The organism is Agromyces fucosus, assembly GCF_004134865.1.
In the GTDB taxonomy this organism is placed as follows: domain Bacteria; phylum Actinomycetota; class Actinomycetes; order Actinomycetales; family Microbacteriaceae; genus Agromyces; species Agromyces fucosus.
On record NZ_SDPO01000004.1, the window covers coordinates 279,370 to 301,373 of the forward strand.

Annotated in this window: 23 protein-coding genes; 10 read left to right on the forward strand and 13 right to left on the reverse strand. The window is 71.0% G+C overall.

The genetic code is table 11. The features are described 5' to 3' along the window. Positions 1–34: 34 nt before the first annotated feature. Genes ESP57_RS16800 through ESP57_RS16825 form a run of 6 tightly spaced genes read right to left on the reverse strand, consistent with a single transcriptional unit; the run spans position 35 to position 4,203 of the window. Complete coding sequence (locus ESP57_RS16800; RefSeq protein ID WP_165877505.1) at positions 35–613, reverse strand: GNAT family N-acetyltransferase; 579 nt, start codon at positions 611–613, stop codon at positions 35–37. A gap of 55 nt (positions 614–668) precedes the next feature. After that, positions 669–1,355 carry a uracil-DNA glycosylase gene (locus tag ESP57_RS16805; protein ID WP_207904578.1) on the reverse strand — a complete coding sequence of 229 codons (687 nt, stop codon included), beginning with the start codon at positions 1,353–1,355 and terminating at the stop codon, positions 669–671. 9 nt (positions 1,356–1,364) lie between these two features. Next, a complete protein-coding gene (locus tag ESP57_RS16810; RefSeq protein WP_129232336.1) occupies positions 1,365–2,090 on the reverse strand; it encodes a Type 1 glutamine amidotransferase-like domain-containing protein in 726 nt (241 codons plus the stop codon). Beyond that, entirely contained in the window at positions 2,087–2,611 is a 525-nt protein-coding gene (locus ESP57_RS16815; RefSeq protein WP_056014168.1) for a phosphoribosyltransferase, read from the reverse strand. The genes ESP57_RS16810 and ESP57_RS16815 overlap by 4 nt, the downstream gene beginning before the upstream one ends. 9 nt (positions 2,612–2,620) lie before the next feature. Further along, on the reverse strand, positions 2,621–3,418 hold the full coding sequence (locus ESP57_RS16820) for a potassium channel family protein (protein ID WP_056014174.1): 798 nt from the start codon (positions 3,416–3,418) through the stop codon (positions 2,621–2,623). Next, positions 3,415–4,203 carry an SDR family NAD(P)-dependent oxidoreductase gene (locus ESP57_RS16825; RefSeq protein WP_207904579.1) on the reverse strand — a complete coding sequence of 263 codons (789 nt, stop codon included), beginning with the start codon at positions 4,201–4,203 and terminating at the stop codon, positions 3,415–3,417. Before ESP57_RS16825 ends, ESP57_RS16820 begins: the two co-directional genes overlap by 4 nt. A gap of 96 nt (positions 4,204–4,299) precedes the next feature. Here ESP57_RS16825 and ESP57_RS16830 point away from each other — a divergent pair, with 96 nt between their 5' ends. From ESP57_RS16830 to ESP57_RS16855, 6 genes are all read left to right on the forward strand, one after another. Continuing rightward, entirely contained in the window at positions 4,300–5,352 is a 1,053-nt protein-coding gene (locus ESP57_RS16830) for an acyltransferase family protein (protein WP_235507797.1), read from the forward strand. Positions 5,353–5,513: 161 nt separating this feature from the next. Further along, the gene (locus tag ESP57_RS16835) at positions 5,514–6,836 is read left to right on the forward strand and encodes a bifunctional o-acetylhomoserine/o-acetylserine sulfhydrylase (RefSeq protein ID WP_056014180.1); all 1,323 of its coding nucleotides are present in this window, start codon (positions 5,514–5,516) and stop codon (positions 6,834–6,836) included. Positions 6,837–6,950: 114 nt separating this feature from the next. Further along, on the forward strand, positions 6,951–8,156 hold the full coding sequence (metX, locus tag ESP57_RS16840) for a homoserine O-acetyltransferase MetX (protein ID WP_115962236.1): 1,206 nt from the start codon (positions 6,951–6,953) through the stop codon (positions 8,154–8,156). Positions 8,157–8,253: 97 nt separating this feature from the next. Beyond that, positions 8,254–9,411: a sensor histidine kinase gene (locus tag ESP57_RS16845; protein WP_115962233.1), complete on the forward strand. Its 1,158-nt coding sequence runs from the start codon at positions 8,254–8,256 to the stop codon at positions 9,409–9,411. Continuing rightward, on the forward strand, positions 9,408–10,670 hold the full coding sequence (locus ESP57_RS16850) for a hypothetical protein (protein WP_115962230.1): 1,263 nt from the start codon (positions 9,408–9,410) through the stop codon (positions 10,668–10,670). Before ESP57_RS16845 ends, ESP57_RS16850 begins: the two co-directional genes overlap by 4 nt. After that, positions 10,670–11,320: a response regulator transcription factor gene (locus tag ESP57_RS16855; protein ID WP_056014193.1), complete on the forward strand. Its 651-nt coding sequence runs from the start codon at positions 10,670–10,672 to the stop codon at positions 11,318–11,320. The genes ESP57_RS16850 and ESP57_RS16855 overlap by 1 nt, the downstream gene beginning before the upstream one ends. Before the next feature lie 27 nt (positions 11,321–11,347). Here the strand turns inward: ESP57_RS16855 and ESP57_RS16860 are convergent, their stop codons facing one another. From ESP57_RS16860 to ESP57_RS16870, 3 genes are read right to left on the reverse strand one after another with little or no spacing between them, the layout of a single operon-like run. Then, positions 11,348–12,622, reverse strand: a complete 1,275-nt coding sequence (locus tag ESP57_RS16860; protein ID WP_129232337.1) for an MFS transporter — start codon at positions 12,620–12,622, stop codon at positions 11,348–11,350. A 55-nt stretch (positions 12,623–12,677) separates the two neighbouring features. Next, the gene (locus tag ESP57_RS16865; protein WP_056014200.1) at positions 12,678–12,995 is read right to left on the reverse strand and encodes a thiamine-binding protein; all 318 of its coding nucleotides are present in this window, start codon (positions 12,993–12,995) and stop codon (positions 12,678–12,680) included. Positions 12,996–13,006: 11 nt separating this feature from the next. Continuing rightward, the gene (locus tag ESP57_RS16870; RefSeq protein ID WP_129232338.1) at positions 13,007–14,317 is read right to left on the reverse strand and encodes a glycosyltransferase 87 family protein; all 1,311 of its coding nucleotides are present in this window, start codon (positions 14,315–14,317) and stop codon (positions 13,007–13,009) included. A gap of 95 nt (positions 14,318–14,412) precedes the next feature. Between ESP57_RS16870 and ESP57_RS16875 the strand changes: the two genes are divergently transcribed. The 3 genes from ESP57_RS16875 to ESP57_RS16885 all read left to right on the forward strand — a co-directional run bounded on the left by ESP57_RS16875 (position 14,413) and on the right by ESP57_RS16885 (position 16,956). Next, complete coding sequence (locus ESP57_RS16875; protein ID WP_056014967.1) at positions 14,413–15,243, forward strand: ABC transporter substrate-binding protein; 831 nt, start codon at positions 14,413–14,415, stop codon at positions 15,241–15,243. A gap of 76 nt (positions 15,244–15,319) precedes the next feature. Further along, the gene (locus ESP57_RS16880) at positions 15,320–16,198 is read left to right on the forward strand and encodes an amino acid ABC transporter permease (RefSeq protein ID WP_129232339.1); all 879 of its coding nucleotides are present in this window, start codon (positions 15,320–15,322) and stop codon (positions 16,196–16,198) included. Further along, positions 16,195–16,956, forward strand: coding sequence for an amino acid ABC transporter ATP-binding protein (locus ESP57_RS16885; RefSeq protein ID WP_129232340.1), 762 nt, complete (start codon positions 16,195–16,197; stop codon positions 16,954–16,956). The genes ESP57_RS16880 and ESP57_RS16885 overlap by 4 nt, the downstream gene beginning before the upstream one ends. 11 nt (positions 16,957–16,967) lie before the next feature. Here the strand turns inward: ESP57_RS16885 and ESP57_RS16890 are convergent, their stop codons facing one another. Beyond that, a complete protein-coding gene (locus ESP57_RS16890; protein ID WP_115962215.1) occupies positions 16,968–17,816 on the reverse strand; it encodes an ADP-dependent NAD(P)H-hydrate dehydratase in 849 nt (282 codons plus the stop codon). A gap of 23 nt (positions 17,817–17,839) precedes the next feature. Between ESP57_RS16890 and ESP57_RS16895 the strand changes: the two genes are divergently transcribed. After that, positions 17,840–18,478 carry an HAD family hydrolase gene (locus tag ESP57_RS16895; RefSeq protein WP_129232341.1) on the forward strand — a complete coding sequence of 213 codons (639 nt, stop codon included), beginning with the start codon at positions 17,840–17,842 and terminating at the stop codon, positions 18,476–18,478. 23 nt (positions 18,479–18,501) lie between these two features. Here the strand turns inward: ESP57_RS16895 and ESP57_RS16900 are convergent, their stop codons facing one another. The 3 genes from ESP57_RS16900 to ESP57_RS16910 form a co-directional block, all read right to left on the reverse strand. Beyond that, positions 18,502–18,876: a VOC family protein gene (locus ESP57_RS16900; protein WP_056014218.1), complete on the reverse strand. Its 375-nt coding sequence runs from the start codon at positions 18,874–18,876 to the stop codon at positions 18,502–18,504. A gap of 97 nt (positions 18,877–18,973) precedes the next feature. Further along, a complete protein-coding gene (locus tag ESP57_RS16905; RefSeq protein ID WP_129232342.1) occupies positions 18,974–20,011 on the reverse strand; it encodes a hemolysin family protein in 1,038 nt (345 codons plus the stop codon). After that, positions 20,008–21,336 (reverse strand): hemolysin family protein, encoded by a 1,329-nt coding sequence (locus tag ESP57_RS16910; protein WP_056014224.1) that lies wholly within the window; start codon positions 21,334–21,336, stop codon positions 20,008–20,010. The genes ESP57_RS16905 and ESP57_RS16910 overlap by 4 nt, the downstream gene beginning before the upstream one ends. Positions 21,337–22,004: the final 668 nt, after the last annotated feature.

Sequence of the window (22,004 nt, forward strand, 5' to 3'; positions counted from 1 at the left end):
CGCGTGCGAGGCGCGCGCCGCGGCATCCGCTCGACTACTTGAGCGACTTCTGCAGCAGCACGGTGCCGAGCCAGCGCTCGAACTTGTAGCCCACCCGGCCCATGCGGCCGATCTCCTCGAAGCCGAACTTCTCGTGCAGCGCGATCGACGCCTCGGCGCCCTGATCGGCGATGACGGCGATCATCTCCTTGAGACCCGCTGCCTTCGAGCGCTCGATGAGCTCGGTGAGCAGCACTCGCCCGAGACCCTTGCCGGATGCAGCGGGCCCGAGGTAGATCGAGTTCTCGACCGTGAACCGGTAGGCCCGCTTCGGCTTCCACGGCGCGACGAGGGCGTACCCGAGCAACTGTCCGCTCGGCGACTCCGCGACGATGAACGGCATGCCGAGCTTGTCGAGGTAGGCGAACTTCGTCTTCCACTCCTTCAGCGTCATCGCGTCTTCATCGAACGTGACCGTGGAGTTGGCGACGTAGTAGTTGTAGATCTCGCGCACCGCGGGCAGGTCGGTGGCGACGGCATCGCGGATCGCGTACTCGAACGGGGCTTCGGCGGGCACGGGCTTGCGGAGGTGGGGTGGGAGCACGCGGCGCTCCTGGTATTCCTCTTCGAGCATGCGGCCCAGAATACCCGCGGCGTGTTGCCGCCGGGTTACGCGGTCGCCTGGCCGTTCACGCGGGCGGGCTCCAGTCGACCGGGTCGGCGCCCTGCGCTTCGAGCAGCGCGTTCGCACGACTGAAGGGACGCGAACCGAAGAACCCGCGCGAGGCGGAGAGCGGGCTCGGATGCGCCGACTCGATCACCGGCGTCGACCCGAGGAGCGGCGCGAGTCGCTGCGCGTCCTTGCCCCAGAGGATCGCGACGAGCGGTGCGTCACGCGCGACGAGCGACCGGACCGCGTGGTCGGTGACGGTCTCCCATCCCCTGCCCCGGTGCGAACCCGGCACACCCGGCTCGACCGTCAGCACGCGGTTCAGCAGCATGACGCCGTTCGCGCTCCAGTGCGTGAGGTCGCCGTGCCCGAGCGGGGGTGCGCCGAGGTCGTCGACGAGTTCCCGCGAGATGTTGGCGAGGCTCCGCGGCAGCGGGCGGACATGCCCGTCGACCGCGAAGGAGAGCCCGATCGGATGCCCCGGCGTGGGGTACGGGTCCTGGCCCACGATGAGCACGCGCACGTCGTCGAGCGGGGCCCGGAACGCGCGGAGCACGTGCTCGCCCGCCGGGAGGTACCCGCGGCCCGCTTCCGTCTCGGCGCGCAGGAACCCGCCGAGTTCGGCGATCGTCGGCGCGACCGGCGCGAGGGCCGCGGCCCACCCGGGGTCGACGAGACCGGCCGCGAACTCATCGGGCAACGTCACCCGGTCCACTCAGGCGCCGATCGTCGAGACGAGCACGCCGCCCTCCGTCGGCAGCACGCGCCAGACGCTGCCGTGACCCTCGGCTCGGAGGCGGCCGTCGCCCACGATCAGCGCCGTGCGCTCGTCGATGCCGAGACCGCCGGTGATGAGCCCGGACTCGACGGCGGCGACCAGGCGGGAGAGCATGCCCCGCTGGGCCACGTGCACCTCGATGGCGACGTCGACCAGGCCGATGCCGGCCTCGATCTCGAGTTCGAGCCCCGGTTCGCCGGGCTCCTCTGGTGCGACGGCGACGCCGCCGATGCGCGTGCCGCCGGCGAGCGACCCCTCGGCCGCGATCATCGCCCCGGCCGAGACGCCGAGGTAGGGCACCCCGACGGAGACGAGCCGGCGCAGCTCGCCGAACAGCGGCTCGAGTCCGGCGCGCACGTCTTCGACGACGCCGCCGCCGACGGCGACGCCGTCGACGTCGGCGATCGCGCCGGGCGCGACCGGCTCGCCGGGCCGACCTGCGGTGGTGTGCGCTTCGATGCCGCCGCCGTCGCCCGCCGCCGTCAGGAGCTCGGCGAGCGCCGCCGCCTTCTCCTCGGCCTCAGGGTGCAGCGAGATCACGGCGATGCGCGGCCGATCACGGCCCGCCGCGCGGGCCCGGGCAGCGGCTTCGGCGACGAACGGCGCGTGCAACGCGGCATCCGCGCTCGTGGTCGCCCCGCCGCCGATGAGGTGGATGCTCACGCGGCGCCCTCGACGACCTCGACGGGCGGCAGCGCCGACCACGGGAAGACGATCCAGTCGTCGGTGCGCCGGTAGTCGAAGTCGGGCGCGAGCACCGTGTGGGACTTCGTGTACAGGGTCGCGGTGCGCACCTCGGCGCCCTCGTCGGTGAGCAGGCCGAGCACCTTCGCGAGGGTGCGGCCCGAGTCGGAGACATCGTCGACGAGCAGCACGCGCTTGCCGCCGAGCGCCGGAGCGTCGAGCATCGGCGGGTGCAGCACCGGCTCGGGCAGGCGCTCGTCGATGCCCGAGTAGAACTCGACGTTGATCGAGCCGCACGCCTTGGTGCCGAGCGCGTACGAGATCGCACCCGCGAGCAGCAGGCCGCCGCGGGCGATCGCGATCACGACGTCGGGGCGGAATCCCGAGCGGAGCACGTCGGCGGCGAGGGTGCGCGCCGCTTCGCCGAACTCGTCCCAGGTGAGGATCTCACGGCGGATGCCATCGGTTCCGAGGGCTGCGTCGTTGGCATCGAAGGTCATCCTGACAGGCTACCCGCCGGCCCCGGCAGGACGCTCGACGTCGGGGCTCTCCGCCGACTCGGGTGGCAGTGCATGCGTCTCGGTCGGATCGGGCTCTTCGCCGGTGCCGAGCGTGGGCGCCGCGAGCCCGTGCCCCTCGTGCCTGAGTCCGGCGACCCGCTCGTTCAGGACCGAGATGATCGTCGCCGAGGCCGTTCCCACGATGGCGATGCCGCCCGCCATGAGCAGCACCGCGTAGAAGCGGCCGAGCGCGGTCACCGGGTACTCGTCGCCGTAGCCCACCGTGGCGATCGTGACGATCGCCCACCAGATGGCGTCGCCGAAGGTCACGATGTTCGCTCCCTCGGCATAGCGCTCGGCCTCGAGCGTCGCCAGTGCGAGGAAGAACACCCACGCGCAGGCGTACGCGAGGGCGAGGATGATGAACTGCGCCCGCACGGCACTCGGCGTGTGCCGCTTCAGGACCGGGAGATCCTGCAGGAGGCCAACGACCCGCAGCGCGCGGAAGACCGGCAGGATGGCCGAGAGCACCTCGAGCGGATGATGCCAGGCGTAGTGCCAGCGCCGGCCGTGCGGCGTGAGCACGATGCGGATGACGACGTCGACGACGAAGATCGCCCAGGTGAGCAGGAGGATCGAGAAGATCACCGTCGTCACCCACTGCGGTCGCTCCTGCCAGAGCACGTACACCGTGTACGCCGTCACGAACGCCACTCCGAGCAGTGCGAGGGCGCGTGCGGTCACGTCGACGTAGCGGGTGCGGCGAGCCGTCTCCGAGTCGCCCTCCGACGCGCCTCGGAGGGTCACCGGACGACCTCCGGCCGAACCGCGAGCTCGCCCTTCGTCAGACGGTACGGCGCGGCCTGGGCGACGGGCTTGACGACGATGAGGTCGAGGTCGACGTGCCGGGGCTTCAGCACGGCGTCGGTGATCACCGCGGCGATGTCCTCCGCCACGAGCGGTTCCGGCACGTCGTCGTAGACGGCATCGGCCCTCGCACGGTCGCCGCCGAAGCGCACGAGCGCGAACTCGTCGGTCTTGACCATGCCCGGAGCGACCTCGATGACCCGCAGAGGCTCCCCGTTGAGCTCGAGCCGGAGCACCTCGGTGAGCGCGTGCGCGGCGAACTTCGCGGCGTTGTACCCGCCGCCGCCCACGTAGGCCGTGTGGCCGGCGATCGAGGTCACGTTCACGATGTCGGCGACCCCGCGCTCGACGGCGCCGCGCCGCAGCAGCGGCAGCAGCGTGCTCGTCACGCGCTTCATCGCCAGCACGTTGACCTCGAACATCCACGCCCAGTCGTCGACGTCGGAGGCCTCCACGGAGTCCAGGCCCTTGGCGCCGCCCGCGTTGTTGACGAGGGCGTGCACGGGGCCGGTCGCCTCGAGATGGTCGCGGAGCCGGTCGACGTCGGCCTGCTTCGTCAGGTCGGCGACGACGACGGATGCCCCGGTCTCCTCGGCGAGCGCCCGCAGGCGCTCCTCGCGGCGGGCGACCCCGACGACGTCCCAACCGGCCGCGCGGAACGCCCGCACGGTCGCCTCGCCGATCCCGGAACTCGCACCGGTCACGACCACTCGCAGCTCGCTCATGCGCCCATTCTGCCCTGCCCGACGCTGCTCGTGCGGTTGAATGGACTGATGCATTCGCGACAGCCGGCACCCCCGACCAAGCGCAGACGTGTCCCCATGTGGGACAACGCCCGGTGGATCGCGATCACGCTCGTGGTCATCGGCCACGGCATCCTCCCGCTCATCGGCGAGTCGAACTCGGCGTACAGCGTCTACCTGTTCATCTACTCGTTCCACGTGGCGGTCTTCGTCACGGTGAGCGGGTACTTCGCCAAGTCCGGCCCGCCGAACGCGAGGGCGCTCCGTCAGATCCTCACCGACATCGTCTTCCCCTTCCTCATCTTCGAGACGATCTGGACGATCATCAAGTGGCTGCTCGGGGGCGAATTCGCACTCGACTACACGACGGCGTCGTGGACCCTCTGGTTCCTCATCGCCCTCGCGGTCTGGCGCATCGTGCTGCCCTACCTCGTGCTGCTGCGATTCCCCCTGCTCATCGCGATCGCGATCTCCATCGGAGCCGGCTACACCGAGACGATCGACTCCACCCTCGCGCTCTCCCGCACGCTCGGGATGCTGCCGTTCTTCGTGTTCGGGTGGAAGCTGCGGCAGTGGCAGCTCACCGGGCGATGGCTCGAGCTCAGCTCGGCGGTGGCCTGGCGGTGGCGCGCCGGGGCGATCGTGCTGTTCGGCACGACGCTCGCGCTCATGCCGCTCGCGATCGAGACGTGGCGCGACCTGAAGCTGCGTCGCTTCATGCTCTACGACGAGTCGTACGAGGCGATCGGCTACGACGAGCCGTGGTCGGGCGCCATCCGCTTGGGGCTCCTGCTCTTCGCGATGCTGCTGTCGGTCGCGTTCCTCGTGCTCATGCCGCGTGGTGCGCATTGGTTCACCCCCTTCGGCACCGCCACCATGTACATCTACCTGCTGCACTCCTTCGTCCTCTTCCCGTTCCGCGAGACGCCGGTCCTCGCCGGCGACCAGCCGTTCTGGGTGCTTCCGGCGATGATGCTGTTCTGCATCGGGATCTCGATCGTGCTCTCGCTGAAGCCGGTGCGGCGCGTGTTCCGGCCGCTCGTCGAGCCTCGGGCGCGGTGGATGTTCCGCCCCGAGCCGTCGACCGCGACCGGCACGCTCGTGCTGCCCCCCGACGGCGAGCCGCGCTAGCCGCCGACCGGGCGAGCCCGGCCGCCGCGCGGTGTGCGCCGACGAGCGGATGCCGCCGAGGTGACGCCGTGTTGCGGCATCCGTTGCCCGCCGCCACCGGCGCGCCTAACGTTGCTCGAAAGCTGCGGCGAACCCGCCCGAGCCGTTCCTGAGGAGACTCCATGACCGAGACCGCCGACTGGCGCTTCGAGACCAAGCAGGTGCACTCGGGGGCCGCTCCCGACCCCGTGACCAACGCCCGCGCCACGCCGATCTACCAGACCACCTCATACGTGTTCAACAGCGCCGAGCACGCGCAGAACCTGTTCGCGCTGGCCGAGTTCGGCAACATCTACACGCGCATCCAGAACCCGACGCAGGCCGTGGTCGAAGAGCGGATCGCCGCCCTCGAGGGCGGCACCGGCGCACTGCTCGTGGCCTCCGGCCAGTCGGCCTCCACCTTCGCCGTGCTGAACATCGCGCAGGCGGGCGACCACATCGTCTCCTCGTCGTCGATCTACGGCGGCACCTACAACCTCTTCAAGTACACGCTCGCCAAGCTCGGCATCGAGACGACCTTCGTCGAGAACCAGGACGACGCCGACGAGTGGCGCCGCGCCGTGCGCCCGAACACCAAGCTCTTCTTCGCCGAGACCATCGGCAACCCGAAGATCAACGTGCTCGACATCGGCCTCGTGTCGGACGTCGCGCACGACTCGGGCGTGCCGCTGATCGTGGACAACACGATCGCGACGCCGTACCTCATCCGCCCGTTCGAGCACGGCGCCGACATCATCATCCACTCGGCCACGAAGTTCCTCGGCGGCCACGGCACCACCATCGGCGGCGTCATCGTCGACGGCGGCACGTTCGAGTGGTCGAAGAACGTCGAGCGGTTCCCGGGCCTGACCGAGCCCGACCCCTCGTACCACGGCGCGAGCTACACGGCCGCGGTCGGCGACGGGCTCGCCTACATCATCAAGGCCCGGGTGCAGCTGCTCCGCGACCTCGGCGCGGCGATCGCGCCGAACAGCGCGTGGCTGCTCATCCAGGGCATCGAGACGCTCTCGCTCCGCATCGAACGGCACGTGCAGAACGCGCAGGAGATCGCGGAGTGGCTCGACAACCACCCCGACGTCGCAAGCGTCAACTACTCGGGCCTGCCGTCGAGCCCCTGGTACGCGGCCGCGAACACCTACGCGCCCAAGGGCGTCGGCGCGGTGCTCTCGTTCGAGCTGAAGGGCGGCGTCGACGCCGGCCGTGCGCTCGTCGACAACCTGTCGCTGTTCAGCCACCTCGCGAACATCGGCGACGTGCGCTCGCTCGTCATCCACCCGGCGTCGACGACGCACTCGCAGCTGACGCCCGAGCAGCAGCTCACGACCGGCGTCACGCCGGGCCTCGTGCGCCTCTCGGTCGGCATCGAGAACGTCGACGACCTGAAGGCCGACCTTCAGGCTGGCTTCGCCGCGGCGCGCGCCGCCACGGAGGCCGCTCGCGTCTGACACGCGACCATCGAACACGGATGCCGCGGGCCCGGTCGGGCCCGCGGCATCCGTCGTCTCCACGACTGGCGTAACAATGCACGGCGGGCCCCCCGGCTCGGGAAGAATCGAAGCATGGACTGGCAGACGACGGCCGATGCGGTGCCCGCGAGCATCGTCACCGAGGCGCGTGCCGCGTCGCTCGCCGGCCGCGCGCCGACCACCGGTGCCTGGCGAGAGGGCGACGCCGTGGGCGACCGCCGGTTCGTGGGCATCGGAGACGTCGCCCTCGAGTCCGGCCGCGTCCTGCCGTCGGCTCGCATCGCCTACGAGCAGTGGGGCACGCTCTCCCCCGCCCGCGACAACGCCATCCTCGTCCTGCACGCGCTGACCGGCGACAGCCACGTCGCGGGGCCGGCCGGCCCCGCTCACCCGAGCGCCGGCTGGTGGCCCGGCATCGTCGGTCCGGGCCTCGCGATCGACACCGACCGCTGGTTCGTCGTGGCGCCGAACGTGCTCGGCGGGTGCCAGGGCTCGACCGGACCGGCCTCCCTCGCGAGCGACGGCGCCGAGTGGGGCATCCGCTTCCCGTTCCTCACCATTCGCGACCAGGTGCGCGCGCAGATCGCGTTCGCGCGCGAACTCGGCATCGAGCGATTCGCCGCCGTCGTCGGCGGGTCGATGGGCGCCATGCACGTGCTCGAGTGGGCGATCATGGCCCCCGACGCGGTCGAGCGCATCGCGGTGCTGGCGGCTCCCGCCGCGAGCACGGCCGACCAGATCGCCCTGAACTCTGTGCAGATCGAGGCCATCCGCACCGACCCGGCGTTCCGCGGCGGCGAGTTCTACGACGCTCCCGACGGCGACGGCCCGACCCGCGGGCTCGCCCTCGCCCGGCGCATGGCGATGCTCAACTACCGCACGGCGAGCGAACTCAACCAGCGCTTCGCACGCAGCTGGCAGTCCGACCTCGACCCGCTCGGGGGCGACGGCCGGTTCGCGGTCGAGTCGTACCTCGACTTCCACGGGAACAAGTTCACGCGGCGCTTCGACGCCAACAGCTACATCGTGCTCACCGAGGCGATGAACTCGCACGACATCGCGCGGGGACGCGGCGGCGTCGCGGCGGCGCTCGCGCAGGTCGAGGCGAAGAGCCTCGTGCTGGGCATCGACAGCGACCGCTACTTCCCGCTCGCCGGCCAGGTCGAGATCGCTGCCGGGCTGCGGGCGAGCATCCACGGCCGCTCGCCGGTCGTCGTCGCCTCCGAATACGGCCATGACGCCTTCCTCATCGAGGATGACGCGATCGCCGCCGCGATCGGCGAGCTGCTCTCGGCCTGAGCGCCGCGACGGCCGACCTCCCCTGCGTGCGCTGACTCCGCTACCCTTCGAAGGACAGCGTGCGATTCCACGGTGCCGACCATGCCGAGGGGGTGTCATGAAGCGCATCCACAAGGAACGCGACCGGCTGCTCCGCAGACTCGCGAGGGTGTCGGGCCTGAGCGGCGCGGTCGGGTCGTTCCTGTGCCTGCTCGTGCCCGGGGCGTCGACGGGCCTCGAACTCCTCCTCGCCGCGGTGCTCAGCGCCGGCGCCATCGTCTGCATCGTCGTGTACACGGCTCGCGGTGCCATCGCGCCCGCCCTCGGGGCGGTGGCCTGCTCGGTGGCGCTCATCAGCGTGCTCGGCGCCGCGCCCGTGATCGATCCCGTCGCCGTCTCGGCGATGGCCGTCACCGCCGCGGTCACGGCGTCGTCGGTGGCGATCCCGCTCATCGTCCGGCCCGACGGGGCATTCATCGTGCTCGGACTCCTCGCGGCCGTGCTCATCGCCGTCGGCGTCGTCGCGGTCACCGGCCACGCGATGCAGACCGTCGCGATCGGCGCGCTCATGGGCTGGGCCGCGAACTCCTCGATCGGCGTCTGGCTCGACCGCTCGATCGCCGCCGCCGCCGACCGCATCCACGAGGTCGGCCGCGCCCACGAGGCCGAGCGGCTCGCGAGCGAGCTGGAGTCGCAGCAGCGACAGGATGCCCGCGTGCTGCACGACACCGTGCTCGCGACGTTGAGCCTGCTCGCCCACTCGGGCGTCGGGGTCGGCGCCGGCGCGCTCCGGCAGCAGGCCGGCGACGATGCGCGGCTGCTCAAGCAGTTGCGGCTCGGTGCGCCGCTCGACCGCGGCTCGACCGCGGTCTTCTCCCCCGAGGCCGACGACGACAGCCTCGGCGTCACCTTCGAGTCGGTGCGCCAGCGGTTCGCACGCATGGGGCTCGACGTGAACTGGCACGGTGCCGGCAGGCTCGCGCTGCCCCGCGACACGCTCGACGCGCTGCTCGGCGCGCTCGGCGAGTGCCTCGAGAACGTTCGCCGGCACTCAGGGGTCACCGAGGCGGATGTCACGGTCAGCGACGACGAGCGCACGGTCAGGGCGATGGTCACCGACGCCGGCTCGGGCTTCGAACCCGACGCGGTCGGCGGCGGCCGGCTCGGTTACGCGGAGTCGGTCGTCGGCCGGCTCAGCGTGGTCGGCGGTCGCGCTCGGATCTTCTCCTCGCCGGGCTCGGGCACGACGGTGATGCTCGAGGTGCCGAAGCCATGAGCGAACCGCGGATCGCAGCGACCACGCTCGGGCGTCAGTTCCGGCGGCCGAGCCGATCGGCACGGGCAGCCGGCGACGTCCGCGAGAGCCACGGCGGCCGACGCCTGGCCACCGGCATCACGATCGCCTCGGCCTTCATCATCATCGGCCACCTCGCGCACGCCGCGACCCTGGCCCCGCTCTTCCCTCCGGGGCCAGGCCCGTGGCCGGCCTGGCTCGCGCTCGTCGGCGTCGTCGGCATCGGCGTGGTCTCCCGCCTCGTGTCGCGCAACGCCCCGCTGCCCGACGTGCTGTACGTCGTGCTGCTCCTCGCGCTCGTCGCACCCGTGTGGCTCGACCTGACGGCCACGATGGGATTGCTGCACCTCGGTGTCACGCCGACCGCGGCGGCGGCGGCGGGGGCCGTGCTGATGCCGGTGGCCGCGATCCGCGGCACGCGGATCCCGATGCTGGTTGCGAGCCTGATCGGCGCTGCGATCGCCGTGTCCGCGCTCCTCCAGGTCGCGACGGCGGGCCACTACACGGTGAGCGGGCTCACCGTCGCGGCGACCACGGTGCTGCCGATGGCCGTCGCCGTGATCGCGATCGGCGGGTTCCGCAGGCTCATCCGACGCGAGCTCGACCTCTCCCTCGTGCAGAGCACCGTCTCGACGCCCCGCACCGCCGTGGGCATGCGCGCCTCCGAGGAGCTCGCGCAGCTCGACTTCGACGCCGAGTCGCTCCTCGACGACGTCGGCTCGGGGCGCATCGCCATCCCGCTCCCCGCCGAAGCGGCCGAACGCGCCGGCGATCTCGCCGCACGGCTGCGCGTGCGGCTCATCGAGGGACGCAACGACACCTGGCTGCGACACGCCGTCACCGAGTCGGCGTATCTCAGCAATCGGGTCACGGTCGACGATCCCGGCGGGTTGGCCGGCGTGCTCTCGTCCGATCAGCGCGACGGACTGCTGCTCGGCCTGTGGTTCCTCGTCGGGGAGCATTCGAAGGGCACGGCCGAGCTCGCAGCGCACGTCATCTGCCGTGAGCCCCGCAACGCCTCCGACCCCGAATCGCCCGATCTGCAGCTCTCGATCGAGGTCTCAGGCGTCGTTCAACGTCGCGTCGACCCCGCAACGTGGGATGCACTCGGTACAGTCGGTACACACGATGTCGTTCCTGGGCCCGAATCCTTTCGAATCGACATCGACTGCCGGGTCGACCCGAACGTCTCGGCAGGCGGTACGGCCGTCCGCGGGGCGGCCCGTAAAAGGGGAATCTGATGACTGAGAGCGCTCCACCGATCCGCCTGGCGATCGTCGACGACCATCGCATGCTGCTGGGGGCGCTCTCCGAGTGGATCCGCACGGCAGCGCCCGACATCGAGTTGCTCGCCGCGGTGCCCTCGTGGTCCGAGCTCCTCGCCCATCCCGAGTTCCCGGTCGACGTCGTGCTCCTCGACCTCGACCTGCGCGACAACATCCCGATCTCGCTGAAGCTGTCGATGCTGAAGTCCGCCGGCGTGCAGACGATGCTCATGAGCACCTACTCGGAGCCGACCGTCGTTCGCGAGGCCCTCGGGTCCGGCGCCCTCGGCTATCTCGTGAAGTCCGAGCCGGTCGAGACCATCATCGAGGCGATCCGCGCGGCCCGCATCGGCGAGTCCTACCTGACGCCCGAGCTCGAGCTCGCGCTCACCGCAGAGGGCACGTCGCCGAAGCTCTCGGCGCAGGAGCGCCGAGTGATGGCGCTCTACGGGGCCGGTCAGCCGGTCAAGGCCGTGGCGTTCCAGCTCGGCATCTCCGAGGAGACGGCCAAGAGCTACCTCAAGCGCATCCGCGAGAAGTACCGGGCGGCAGGGTACGACGTCGGCACCAAGGTGGCGCTGCGCAAGCGCGCGATCCTCGACGGCATCCTGCTGCAGTCCGACTGAGTCGGGTTCACGCCGACCGAGTCGGGCTCACGACTCGACGGCGTGCATCGCGCCCGTGGCATACGGCACCGCGACGCCGCGGCGCGCACGGGAGCGATCCAGCGCGAACGAGGTCACGGCGAGCAGGGCCCCGGCGAGCGTGAGCACGAGCCCGATCCAGATCGGGGCGACGTAGCCGAGGCCGCCTGCGATCGCGATGCCGCCGAGCAGTGCGCCGAGGCTGTTGCCGATGTTCAGCGCGGAGTGGTTCAGTGCCGCGGCGATCGACTGGCTGTCGCGTGCGACGTCCATGAGCCGTGCCTGGATGGTGGGCGAGAGGGCCGCGGATGCCGCGCCCACGAGCAGCACGCCGGCGAGGAGGCCGTACGGGCTCGACGCCGTGAACCCGAGCAGCACGAGCGCGCCGGCGAGGACTGCGAAGAACAGGTACATCGAGCGACGCACGCTCCAGTCGGCGAGTCGGCCGCCCACGAGGTTGCCGACGGTCATGCCGACGCCGATCGCGACGAGCACGAACGGCACGAACTCCTCGGGCAATCCGGTCACGTCGGTGGCGAGCGGTGCAACGTAGCTGTAGACGGCGAAGAGGCCGCCGAAGCCGACCGCGCCGATGCCGAGGGCGAACCACACCTGGGCCCGGGTGAACGCCTTCAGTTCGCGCTTCATCGTCGCTCCGGGGTCGCCCGCCTGCCACGGCACGGCGATGAGCACCGCCACGAAGGTGAGGGCGAAGATCGCGGCGACCGCGAGGTAGGCGACGCGCCAGCCGGCGAGCTGGCCGAGCCACGTGATCGCGGGGACGCCGATGACGTTCGCGATCGTGAGCCCCGAGAGCACGAGGGCGACGCCTCGCGCGCGCTTGCCGGGGCCCATCAGGCTCGCGGCGACGAGCGAGGCGATGCCGAAGTAGGCGCCGTGCGGCAGGGCCGAGATGAACCGGGCGATGAGCACGAGCTCGAAGCTCGGCAGCACGGCCGACGCGATGGTGCCGAGCGTGAAGGCGGCCAGGAGCGTGAGCAGGAGCCGCTTGCGGGGCCAGCGGGCGGCCGCTGCCGCGATCGTCGGCGCACCGACCACGACGCCGAGGGCGTAGGCCGAGATGATCCAGCCGGCGTTCGCGTTCGCATCGGCCGACGACTGCGCGTAGAGGTCGGGCAGGAGGTCGTACGCGATGTTCGGAAGCAGGCCCATGGCCACGAACTCGGTCGAACCGATGGCGAAGCCGCCGAGGGCGAGCGCGAGGAGCGCGAAACGGATGCGGGCCGGCGACAGTGTCGTCGGCCCGTCGTCGGGGAGGGTCACCCGTCGATTCTCGCACAGAACTCGAATCGATTCGATGCGGTCGGTCGAGGGAGCCTCACGCGCCGGAGTCGAGCCCCTCCATCGCCGTCTCGAGCCGATCGAGCTTCGCCTCGAGCTCGCCGACGTATCCCGGACGGATGTCGGCCTTCAGCACGAGCGAGACACGCGAGCCGTACTCGCCGACGGCCTCGGTGGCGCGGCGCACGACGTCGAAGACCTCGTCCCAGTCGCCCTCGATCGTGGTGAACATCGAGTCGGTGCGGTTCGGCAGGCCCGACTCCCGCACGATGCGCACCGCCGCCGCGACGGCGTCGTGCACCGATCCGTCGTTCCTGCCCGTGCCGCTCGGCGCGACTGAGAATGCCACCAGCATGTTCGTCTCCTTCAGTGGTCGTCGAGGTCCATTGTGCTGCCGACCGCGTCTGCCTCGCGCACGCTCGAGCGCGGTGATCGCGGCGAGCGCGGCGACCCGAGCCGCCAGATCGAGCGGATGCCCCAGACGAGCAGCACCACGAGGAGCAGCGACTTGCCCGTCAGCAGGAGGACGAAGGCGGGGTCGGCGATCAGCAGCCAGCCGTACCAGTAGGGGTAGATGATGTGCGTGAAGAGCGCGATCGACGCGGCGACGAACGCCGGCACGGCGAACCGCCCCGGGCGCAGGACGAGCCCGAGGATCACCGGAGCCGCGAGCCAGGTCGCGAACTGCGGCGAGCCGACCTTGTTCGCGAGCATGAGCACCACCACGAGCGAGAGCGCGAGCGGCGGCAGCAGGCGTCCGAACACGGCGCCCCGGCGAGCTGCGCGAACTCCGACGAGCACGACGACGAGGACACCGAGGGCCATCAGCGGGGTGGTCAGGGCTGCCGCGACATCCGCACCGGGGCCGTCGATCTGGAACGTCAGGATCTGGCGGTCGTAGACGATCCGCACCGACTTCGATCCCGCGACGATCTGCCACAGCCAGGCCACCGCGAGCGGCGCCTCGACCTGGAGTCCCCGCCCCGCCTGCTCGGCGATGAACCCCATCGCGTTGGTGCCCGCACCCGCCAGCAGGCTGACGCCGAGGATGCCGACGCTGAGCGACACCGCGACGGTGAGCACCTCGAGCCGCCGGCGCGCGGCGATCACGAGCGCGGCGACGAGCGCAGCGGGCCAGACCTTGATCCATGCGCCGATCGTGAGCAGGGTCGCGGCCACCCGCGGCCGGCCGGCCGCCCACAGCAGGCCGGTGATCGCGAACGGCACCGTGATGGCGTCGATCCGGCCGAAGGCGATCGGGCCGAGCAGCGCGAGGAAGCCGAGCCACCACCAGGCCGCGATCCGGCGCGGGCGCGAGAGGCTCGCGCGGCCGATGAGCACGCTGAACGCGATCGCGTTCAGCACGGTCACGATCGCGAGCCACGTCTGCGCGTACCAGGCGGAGCCGAATGCGAGCGACGCGGCCATCGGTGCGAAGGCGAGGATCGGGTAGACCCACGGCGCGTCGATGCCCATGCGCAGCCAGCCGTGCGCGGCGTTCTCGGCCCACAGCCGGTACACGGCCGTCACGTCCCCGAGCGGGTAGCCGGGCGCGGCCAGGTTCAGCCAGATGAGCGCGGCGTGCACGAGCGCGAAGCCCGTCCAGAGCGCGGCCCTCGTGCCGAGGAACCGGCGGATGCGGTGAGCGGATGCCTCGCGCTCGTCCCCGTCCGTCATGGCGACGAGCCTAGCCGAGCGTCACATTCCGCCACGCGCCCCCCGGCGCTCGGCGGCATCCGCGATGCTGGAGGCACACCCGTATGGAGGCCACCATGACCCGACGCTCCCTCACCGCGATCATCATCGCGGCATCCGCGACCCTCGCTCTCGCCGGTTGCGCCGGTGGCGCGGGCGATGCGTCGGGCGGCGGCGACTACGTGACCGACGGCAAGCTCACGATCGCGACCGGCGAGCCCGCCTACTTCCCGTGGGTGCTCGACGACGACCCCGAGTCGGGCGAGGGCTTCGAGGCCGCCGTCGCCTATGCCGTGGCCGACGAGCTCGGCTTCGCCGCCGACGACGTCGTCTGGGTGCGCTCGACCTTCGAGCAGGCCATCGCACCGGGGCCGAAGGACTTCGACATCAACCTGCAGCAGTTCTCGATCACCGACGAGCGCGAGCAGAACGTGGACTTCTCGTCGCCGTACTACGAGACCACCCAGGTGGTCATCACGACCGAATCCTCGCCCGCCGCGTCGGCCACCTCGATCGCCGACCTGAAGGACCTCCTCGTGGGCGCGCAGACCGGCACGACGAGCTTCGCCGCCGTCGAGGAGGTCATCGCCCCGACCGCCGGCGCCCAGGTCTTCAACACCAACGACGATGCCAAGCTCGCGCTCCAGAGCGGCACGGTCGACGCGATCGTCGTCGATCTGCCGACCGCGTTCTACCTCACGGGCGTCGAGCTCGACGGCGGCAAGATCGTCGGCCAGCTCCCTGCGACCGCCGGCGGCGGCGACGCGTTCGGTCTCGTGCTCGCCAAGGGCTCGCCGCTCACGGCCGAGGTGACGGCAGCCGTCGACGCCCTCCGCGAGCGGGGCACGCTCGACGAGCTCGCCGCCGAATGGCTCGGCGGCGAGGGCGGCGCACCCGTTCTCGAGTGACGCCGGTGCTCCGAACGACCCGGTCTTCCGAGCTGCGGATGCCGCGACATCCGCCGACCGCCGATAGCGTGAGTCCGTGACCGACACGACCGACGCCCGCGGCTCGTCGACCGCGTGGCAGCCGAGCACCCTAGAGCTCGAGCGGCGCGCGTTCCGGAAGCGCCAGACCGGTCGCTCGGTGCTCGTCAGTGCGCTCTCGACGATCGTGCTCGCGGGCCTGCTCGCGTGGGCCCTTATCGGCTCGCCCGGGTGGGCGCAGGTGCAGCAGACGTTCTTCGACCCGACGGTCGCACTCGCCTCGCTCCCCCGCATCCTCGAGGGCCTCTGGCTGAACATCCAGGTGCTCGTCGGCGCGAGCGTCGGCGTGGTGATCGTCGCCCTGCTGCTGGCGACCCTCCGCACCCTTCGAGGTCCGGTGTTCTTCCCGCTGCGGGCGCTCGCGGCCGGCTACACCGACCTCTTCCGCGGCATGCCGCTCATCATCGTGCTGTACCTGATCGGCTACGGGGTGCCCGGTCTCGACTTCTTCCCCCGGGTGCCCGTCGCCGTGCTGGGCACGATCGCCCTCATCCTCACGTACTCGGCCTACGTCTCCGAGGTGTTCCGAGCCGGCATCGAGGCGGTGCACCCGTCGCAGCGGCTCGCCGCCCGGTCGCTGGGCCTCAGCCACGGTCAGACGATGCGGCGCATCGTGCTGCCGCAGGCGTTCCGTAAGGTGACGCCGGCCCTCATGAACGACTTCGTCGCCATGCAGAAGGACGTGGGGCTGATCTCGGTGCTCGGTGCCGTCGATGCCGTGCGTGCCGCGCAGATCGAGACGGCGCACTACTTCAACTTCACGCCCTACGTGGTGGCGGGCCTGCTCTTCGTGCTGCTCGCCTGGCCCATGATCCGCCTGACCGACTGGCTGTCGGCACGCATGCGGGCGCGCGAGCAGGTCGGGAGCATCGTATGAACGCGCCATCCGCTTCCGTGACCGAGCCGGTGCTGCGGCTCCGAGGAGTCCGCCGGGCGTTCGGCGACCACGTCGTGCTCGACGGCATCGACCTCGACGTGGCGGCGCACGAGGTCGTCGCGCTCGTCGGTGCGAGCGGGTCGGGCAAGTCGACCCTGCTCCGCACGATCAACCTGATCGAGCAGGTCGACGACGGCGAGATCCTGCTGCGCGGCGAGGAGGTCAGCGATCCTCGCGTCGACGCCGACGGCGTGCGGGCCCGCATCGGAGTCGTCTTCCAGCACTACAACCTGTTCCCCCACCTCAGCGTGCTCGACAACGTGACGCTCGCGTCGCGGCTCGTGCACCGGGTGCCGCGCGCCGAGGCCGAGCGCCGAGGGCTCGAGCTGCTCGCCTCGATCGGACTGGCCGACTTCGCCCGCGCGTTCCCCGACCGGCTGTCGGGAGGCCAGCAGCAGCGCGCCGCGATCGTGCGCGCGATCGCGACCGGGCCAGAGCTGCTGCTGCTCGACGAGGTGACGAGCGCCCTCGACCCCGAGCTCGTCGGCGAGGTGCTCGCGCTCGTGCGCTCCCTCGCCGACGGCGGCACGACGATCGTGATGGCCACGCACGAGATGGCGTTCGCGCGCGAGGTCGCCGACCGCGTCGTCTTCCTCGACGCCGGCCGGATCATCGAGGACGCCCCGGCGCGGCAGTTCTTCGAGGCGCCCCGCGAAGAGCGCACGCGCGAGTTCCTCGCGAGGTTCCTCGCCGGCTGAGGCGGATTCGCTCAGCCCGCGAGCAGGGCCCCGATGACGGGCGGGATCGACTCGGCGATGTCGAGCGCCGTGATCGGTCCGCCGCCGACCGCTGCGGTCGCACGCCGCGCCGCCTCGCCGTGCACCCAGGCCGCGGTCGCCGCGAGCGCCGTGAGCACCTCCGCGTCCTCCGTGATGCGCTCGTGGTGGGTGGCGACGAGGGCTCCGAGGATACCGCCGAGCACGTCTCCGGTGCCGGCCGAGGCCAGCCAGTGGGTCGGCGCCGTGATCGTGTAGCGATCGCCGTCGGGATCGCAGACGTGGGTGACCGCGCCCTTCAGCAGCACGGCCACCCCGAGTTCCTTCGCGGCCCGGAGCGCCCACCCGGCCGGGTCGTCGCGCACCTGCGCGATGCTCGTGTCGATCTCGCGCGAGGCGAGCAGGGCGGCGAGTTCCCTGGCGTGAGGCGTGATGACGGTGGGTGCCGTGTGGGTGCCGACGAGGTCGAGCGCACCGGCGTCGAGCACGACGGGCAGACCGGACGCGAGCGATCCCTGCAGGTCGCCCATGAGCATGAACGAGCGCCGCCCCATGTCGATGCCGGAGCCGACGAGCCACGCCTGCACCCGGCCGGGCGCGGTGACGGTCTCGGGCCTACGGGCGAGCACCGCCGTGCGCACCGCCCGGGGGCCGGTGTAACGCACCATGCCGAGGCCGGCGCGATGCGCGGCCTCCACGGACAGCACCGCCGCACCCGGGTACTCGGGCGAGCCGGCCACGATGCCGAGCACGCCTCGCGAGTACTTGTCGTCATCGGCGAGCGGTGCCACGATCCATTCCGCCGCATCGGCGGCGGTCCATTCCTGCCACGGGCTGTTCATGCTCCCACGATAGGTTGGCGGGGATGCCTCAGACACTTCCCGCACCGATCAGCCTCGCTCCCCGTGTCGTCGTCTTCGACTACGGCGAGGTCATCTCACGCGAGCCGAGCGAAGCCGACCGAGCGAGTCTGCTGGCGCGCGCCGGGGTGCGCGAGCGTGCCGAGGAGTTCTGGACGGCCTACTGGGAGCATCGAACGGGCCTCGACCGCGGCACCACCTCGATCGCCGAGTACTGGCAGGCCGTCGCGGCAGATCTGGGCGTCGAATGGAACGTCGTCGACGTGCACGAGCTCTGGGCGATCGATCACCGGGGCTGGCTGTCGCTCGATCCGGGCACGCTCGGCGTGCTGCACGCCCTCGCGGCGGGCGGCACCCGTCTCGCGCTGCTCTCCAACGCGGGGGCGGACTACTCGGGGTGGCTGCGGCACGGTTCGTTCGCCCCGCTGTTCGACCGGGTGTTCGTCAGCGGCGAGCTCGACCTGGTGAAGCCCGACGCCGCGATCTACGAGCACGTCATCGACGAGCTCGGCATCGCGGCATCCGACTTCGTGTTCATCGACAACAAGGCCGAGAACGTCGAGGGCGCGAAGGCGGTCGGCGGCGACGGGCACGTGTTCACGGATGCCGCATCGCTCGAGGCGTGGCTCCGCGCCCTCGTCTGAGCCGGCCCCGGGCAGACCGGAGGTCAGCTGCGCTCGCCGATGGCGATGATGTTGCCCTCGCTGTCGGTGAACCAGGCGGACCGCATTCCGTCCATCTCGGCGACGCCGTCGACGGTCGTGAGTCCCGGCATGTCGTAGTCGGCGAACTCGACGCCGCGCGACCGGAGCTCCGACATCGCCGCGTCGAGGTCGTCGGTGTCGATGCCGAACGCCGTGTTGCGAGCCGTGCCGGCGAACTGGGTCTCGTAGACGAGCACGCGTCCGCCCGCGACCTCGAAGAGCACGCCGGTCTCGTCGGTCATCACCGGGTCGAGGTCGAAGGTGTCCTTCCAGTACCGGACGGCCCGCTCGAGGTCGGATGCCGGAAGGACGGAGTACGCGCGCGCTGACTCGAACATGATGGATCCTCGCTTTCATCCATTGTGGAGTCTACGCGCGCAGCCAGGCGGCGGCAGTCCCCCATCCGGGAGAGCACCCGCCGCCGGCGCGCACGGATCAGCCGCGTCGCGTGGCGTCCTGCACTTCGCCCACGAGCTCCTCGATGATGTCCTCGAGGAAGATGACGCCGGTCGTGGCGCCGTCCTCATCGAAGGTGCGGGCGACGTGCGTGCCGAGGCGACGCATCGTCGCGAGCGCGTCCTCGAGGTCGGTGCCCGCGTAGATCGACACGAGACGACGCACGCGCTTGGCCGGGATCGGGTCGTCGAGCTCGTCGTCGTCGAGGTCGATCACATCCTTCAGGTGCACATAGCCGTCGGGCTCACCCGACTCGTCGAGGATCGGATAGCGCGAGAACCCGCGACGGGCCACCGCTCGCTCCACGTCGCGGGGAGTCGCAGCTGGCGGCAGGCTGACGAGCGACTCGAGCGGCACCGCGACGTCCTGCACGCGCTTCGTCGTGAACTCGAAGGCGGCGGTCAGGGTGCCGCTCGCGTCGTCGAGGACGCCCTCGCGGCGCGACTGGTGCACGATCGTCTGCACCTCCTCGAGCGTGTAGGTCGAGTTCGCCTCGTTCTTCGGCTCGACGCCGAAGAGCCGGAGCACCCCGTTGGCGGTGGCGTTCAGCGCCACGATGATGGGCCGGAAGATGCGGGCGAGGAAGACGAGCGGCGGCGCGAGCAGCAGCACCGCCCGGTCGGGCACCGAGAACGACAGGTTCTTCGGCACCATCTCGCCGAACACGACGTGCAGGTAGGACACGAGCACGAGGGTCACGATGAACGCGATCGTCGAGACGACCTCGGCCGACCAGCCCGTGAGGTGCAGCGGCACCTCGAGCAGGTGGTGGATCGCGGGCTCGGACACGTTCAGGATCAGCAGCGAGCAGATCGTGATGCCGAGCTGGCTCATGGCGAGCATGAGCGTCGCGTGCTCCATGGCCCAGAGCGCGGTCTTGGCGCTGCGCTTGCCCTGCTCGGCGAGCGGCTCGATCTGCGATCGCCGAGCCGAGATGACGGCGAACTCGGCGCCGACGAAGAAGGCGTTCGCGATGAGCAGCACGATCAGCCAGACGATGCCGGCCCAGTCGCTCATCGGTCGCCCCCTTCGAGGTCGTCGGCTTCGGGCAGGGGATTCGGCACGAACCTCACCCGGTCGATGCGACGTCCGTCGAGTCGCTGCACGACGAGCGTGCCGTCTTCGATGAGCACCTCGTCGCCGACGGCGGGCAGTCGCCCGAGTTCGGCCATGACGAATCCGGCCACGGTCTCGTAGTCTCCGTTCTCGGGCACGCGGATGCCGGTGCGCTCGAGCAGTTCGTCGGGTCGCAGTATTCCGGGGAAGCTCACGTCGTCGCCGCGCCGGACGATTCCCGCGCGCGTGCGGTCGTGCTCGTCGGAGACCTCGCCGACGAGCTCCTCGACGAGGTCCTCGAGGGTGGCCACCCCCGCAGTGCCGCCGTATTCGTCGACGACGACGGCCATCTGGTAGCCGCGACCCCTGAGCTCTTCGAGGAGCGTGTCGAGCTTCATCGTCTCGGGCACGCGCAGCGCGTCGGACTGCAGCGCCGATGCCGGCACCTCGGAGCGCTTCTCTCGCGGAACCGCGACCGCCTGCTTGACGTGCACGAGCCCGACGACGTCGTCGAGGTTCTCGTCGTACACGGGGAAGCGGGAGTACCCGGTCGTCCGTGCGAGCTCGAGCACGGCTTCGGCGGGCTCCTGGCGCTGCACGGCGGCGACGCGCGGGCGCGGAGTCATCACGTCGGAGGCGTCGTGGTCGGCGAACCGCAGCGTGCGGCCGAGGAGGGTCGCCGTGTCCTGCTCGAGCATTCCAGCACTCGCCGAGCGCCGCACGAGCGACGAGAGCTCCTCGGCTGATCGGGCACCGGAGAGCTCCTCCTTCGGCTCGATGCCGAAGGAGCGGAGGATTCCGTTCGCGCTGCCGTTCAGCAGCGAGATGGCGGGACGGAAGACCCACGTGAACGCCGTCTGGAAGGGGATCACGAGCACCGCCGTCTGCCGCGGCAGGGCGAGCGCGAAGTTCTTGGGCACGAGCTCGCCGAGGACCATCGAGAGCAGGGTGGCGACGACGACCGCGGTGATGGTGCCGACGGGGCGCACGAACGCCTCGGGCACGCCGATCGCGGCCAGCGGACCTGCGAGGAGCGACGAGATCGCCGGCTCCATCGTGTAGCCGGTGAGCAGTGTGGTCAGCGTGATGCCGAGCTGCGCGCTCGACAGGTGCGTCGAGGTGATCTTCAGCGCTGCGATGGTGAGCGCGAGCTTCGTCTCACCCCTCGCGCGACGCGCCTCGAGGTCGGCCCGATCGAGATTGACGAGGGCGAACTCGCTGGCGACGAACAAGCCCGTGCCGATCGTGAGGAGGAGCCCGATGCCGAGGAGTATCCACTCAGACATCGCCACCTCCGCGAGCAGTCACGGGCGGGGGTCTATGACCGGGAGCAGTGGCAGAGGGAGGATCGTCCATTGTCGCCTCAGTATATCGGCGCGCTCCGTGCGATCGCCCAGCCGTAACCGGAGCGTCACACGCCCTCCGCATCCGCTTCGCCCGCCCTGCCCTCCCCTGCACTGCCGTGCCCTGCCTGCCCTGCCCTGCCTGCCCTGCCCTGCCCTGCCCTGCCCGCCCCTGCACTGCCGTGCCCTGTCAGCCCTGCCTGCCCTGCCCTCCCCTGCACTGCCGTGCCCTGCCCGCCCTCCCCTGCACTGCCGTGCCCTGCCTGCCCTGCCCTGCCCTGCCCTCCCCTGCATTGCCGTGCCCTGTCAGCCCTGCCTGCCCTGCCCTCCCCTGCACTGCCGTGCCCTGCCCTGCCCTCCCCTGCATTGCCGTGCCCTGTCAGCCCTGCCTGCCCTGCCCTCCCCTGCACTGCCGTGCCCTGCCCGCCCTGCCCTGCCCTGCCGTGCCCTGCCGTGCCCGAGATCATCCCGACCAGGGCGAACGTCACTCGTCTTGCACCATGTGAGATCTGCCTCACATGAGGCAGATCTCACACGAGGAATTCAGCGAGACATCGATCACGACCGTTCGGTCTCCGACTCGAACGACGATCGAGGACTGCCGTCACCGG

Coding starts and splice junctions, on each gene's coding strand:
- ESP57_RS16870 (WP_129232338.1), bottom strand. CDS start 14,317: ATGACGGACGGGGACGAGCGCGAGGCATCCGCTCACCGCATCCGCCGG.
- ESP57_RS16830 (WP_235507797.1), top strand. CDS start 4,300: ATGTGGGACAACGCCCGGTGGATCGCGATCACGCTCGTGGTCATCGGC.
- ESP57_RS16800 (WP_165877505.1), bottom strand. CDS start 613: ATGCTCGAAGAGGAATACCAGGAGCGCCGCGTGCTCCCACCCCACCTC.
- metX (WP_115962236.1), top strand. CDS start 6,951: ATGGACTGGCAGACGACGGCCGATGCGGTGCCCGCGAGCATCGTCACC.
- ESP57_RS16835 (WP_056014180.1), top strand. CDS start 5,514: ATGACCGAGACCGCCGACTGGCGCTTCGAGACCAAGCAGGTGCACTCG.
- ESP57_RS16905 (WP_129232342.1), bottom strand. CDS start 20,011: ATGAGCGACTGGGCCGGCATCGTCTGGCTGATCGTGCTGCTCATCGCG.
- ESP57_RS16910 (WP_056014224.1), bottom strand. CDS start 21,336: ATGTCTGAGTGGATACTCCTCGGCATCGGGCTCCTCCTCACGATCGGC.
- ESP57_RS16900 (WP_056014218.1), bottom strand. CDS start 18,876: ATGTTCGAGTCAGCGCGCGCGTACTCCGTCCTTCCGGCATCCGACCTC.
- ESP57_RS16855 (WP_056014193.1), top strand. CDS start 10,670: ATGACTGAGAGCGCTCCACCGATCCGCCTGGCGATCGTCGACGACCAT.
- ESP57_RS16890 (WP_115962215.1), bottom strand. CDS start 17,816: ATGAACAGCCCGTGGCAGGAATGGACCGCCGCCGATGCGGCGGAATGG.
- ESP57_RS16825 (WP_207904579.1), bottom strand. CDS start 4,203: ATGAGCGAGCTGCGAGTGGTCGTGACCGGTGCGAGTTCCGGGATCGGC.
- ESP57_RS16850 (WP_115962230.1), top strand. CDS start 9,408: ATGAGCGAACCGCGGATCGCAGCGACCACGCTCGGGCGTCAGTTCCGG.
- ESP57_RS16815 (WP_056014168.1), bottom strand. CDS start 2,611: ATGACCTTCGATGCCAACGACGCAGCCCTCGGAACCGATGGCATCCGC.
- ESP57_RS16885 (WP_129232340.1), top strand. CDS start 16,195: ATGAACGCGCCATCCGCTTCCGTGACCGAGCCGGTGCTGCGGCTCCGA.
- ESP57_RS16845 (WP_115962233.1), top strand. CDS start 8,254: ATGAAGCGCATCCACAAGGAACGCGACCGGCTGCTCCGCAGACTCGCG.
- ESP57_RS16895 (WP_129232341.1), top strand. CDS start 17,840: ATGCCTCAGACACTTCCCGCACCGATCAGCCTCGCTCCCCGTGTCGTC.
- ESP57_RS16875 (WP_056014967.1), top strand. CDS start 14,413: ATGACCCGACGCTCCCTCACCGCGATCATCATCGCGGCATCCGCGACC.
- ESP57_RS16865 (WP_056014200.1), bottom strand. CDS start 12,995: ATGCTGGTGGCATTCTCAGTCGCGCCGAGCGGCACGGGCAGGAACGAC.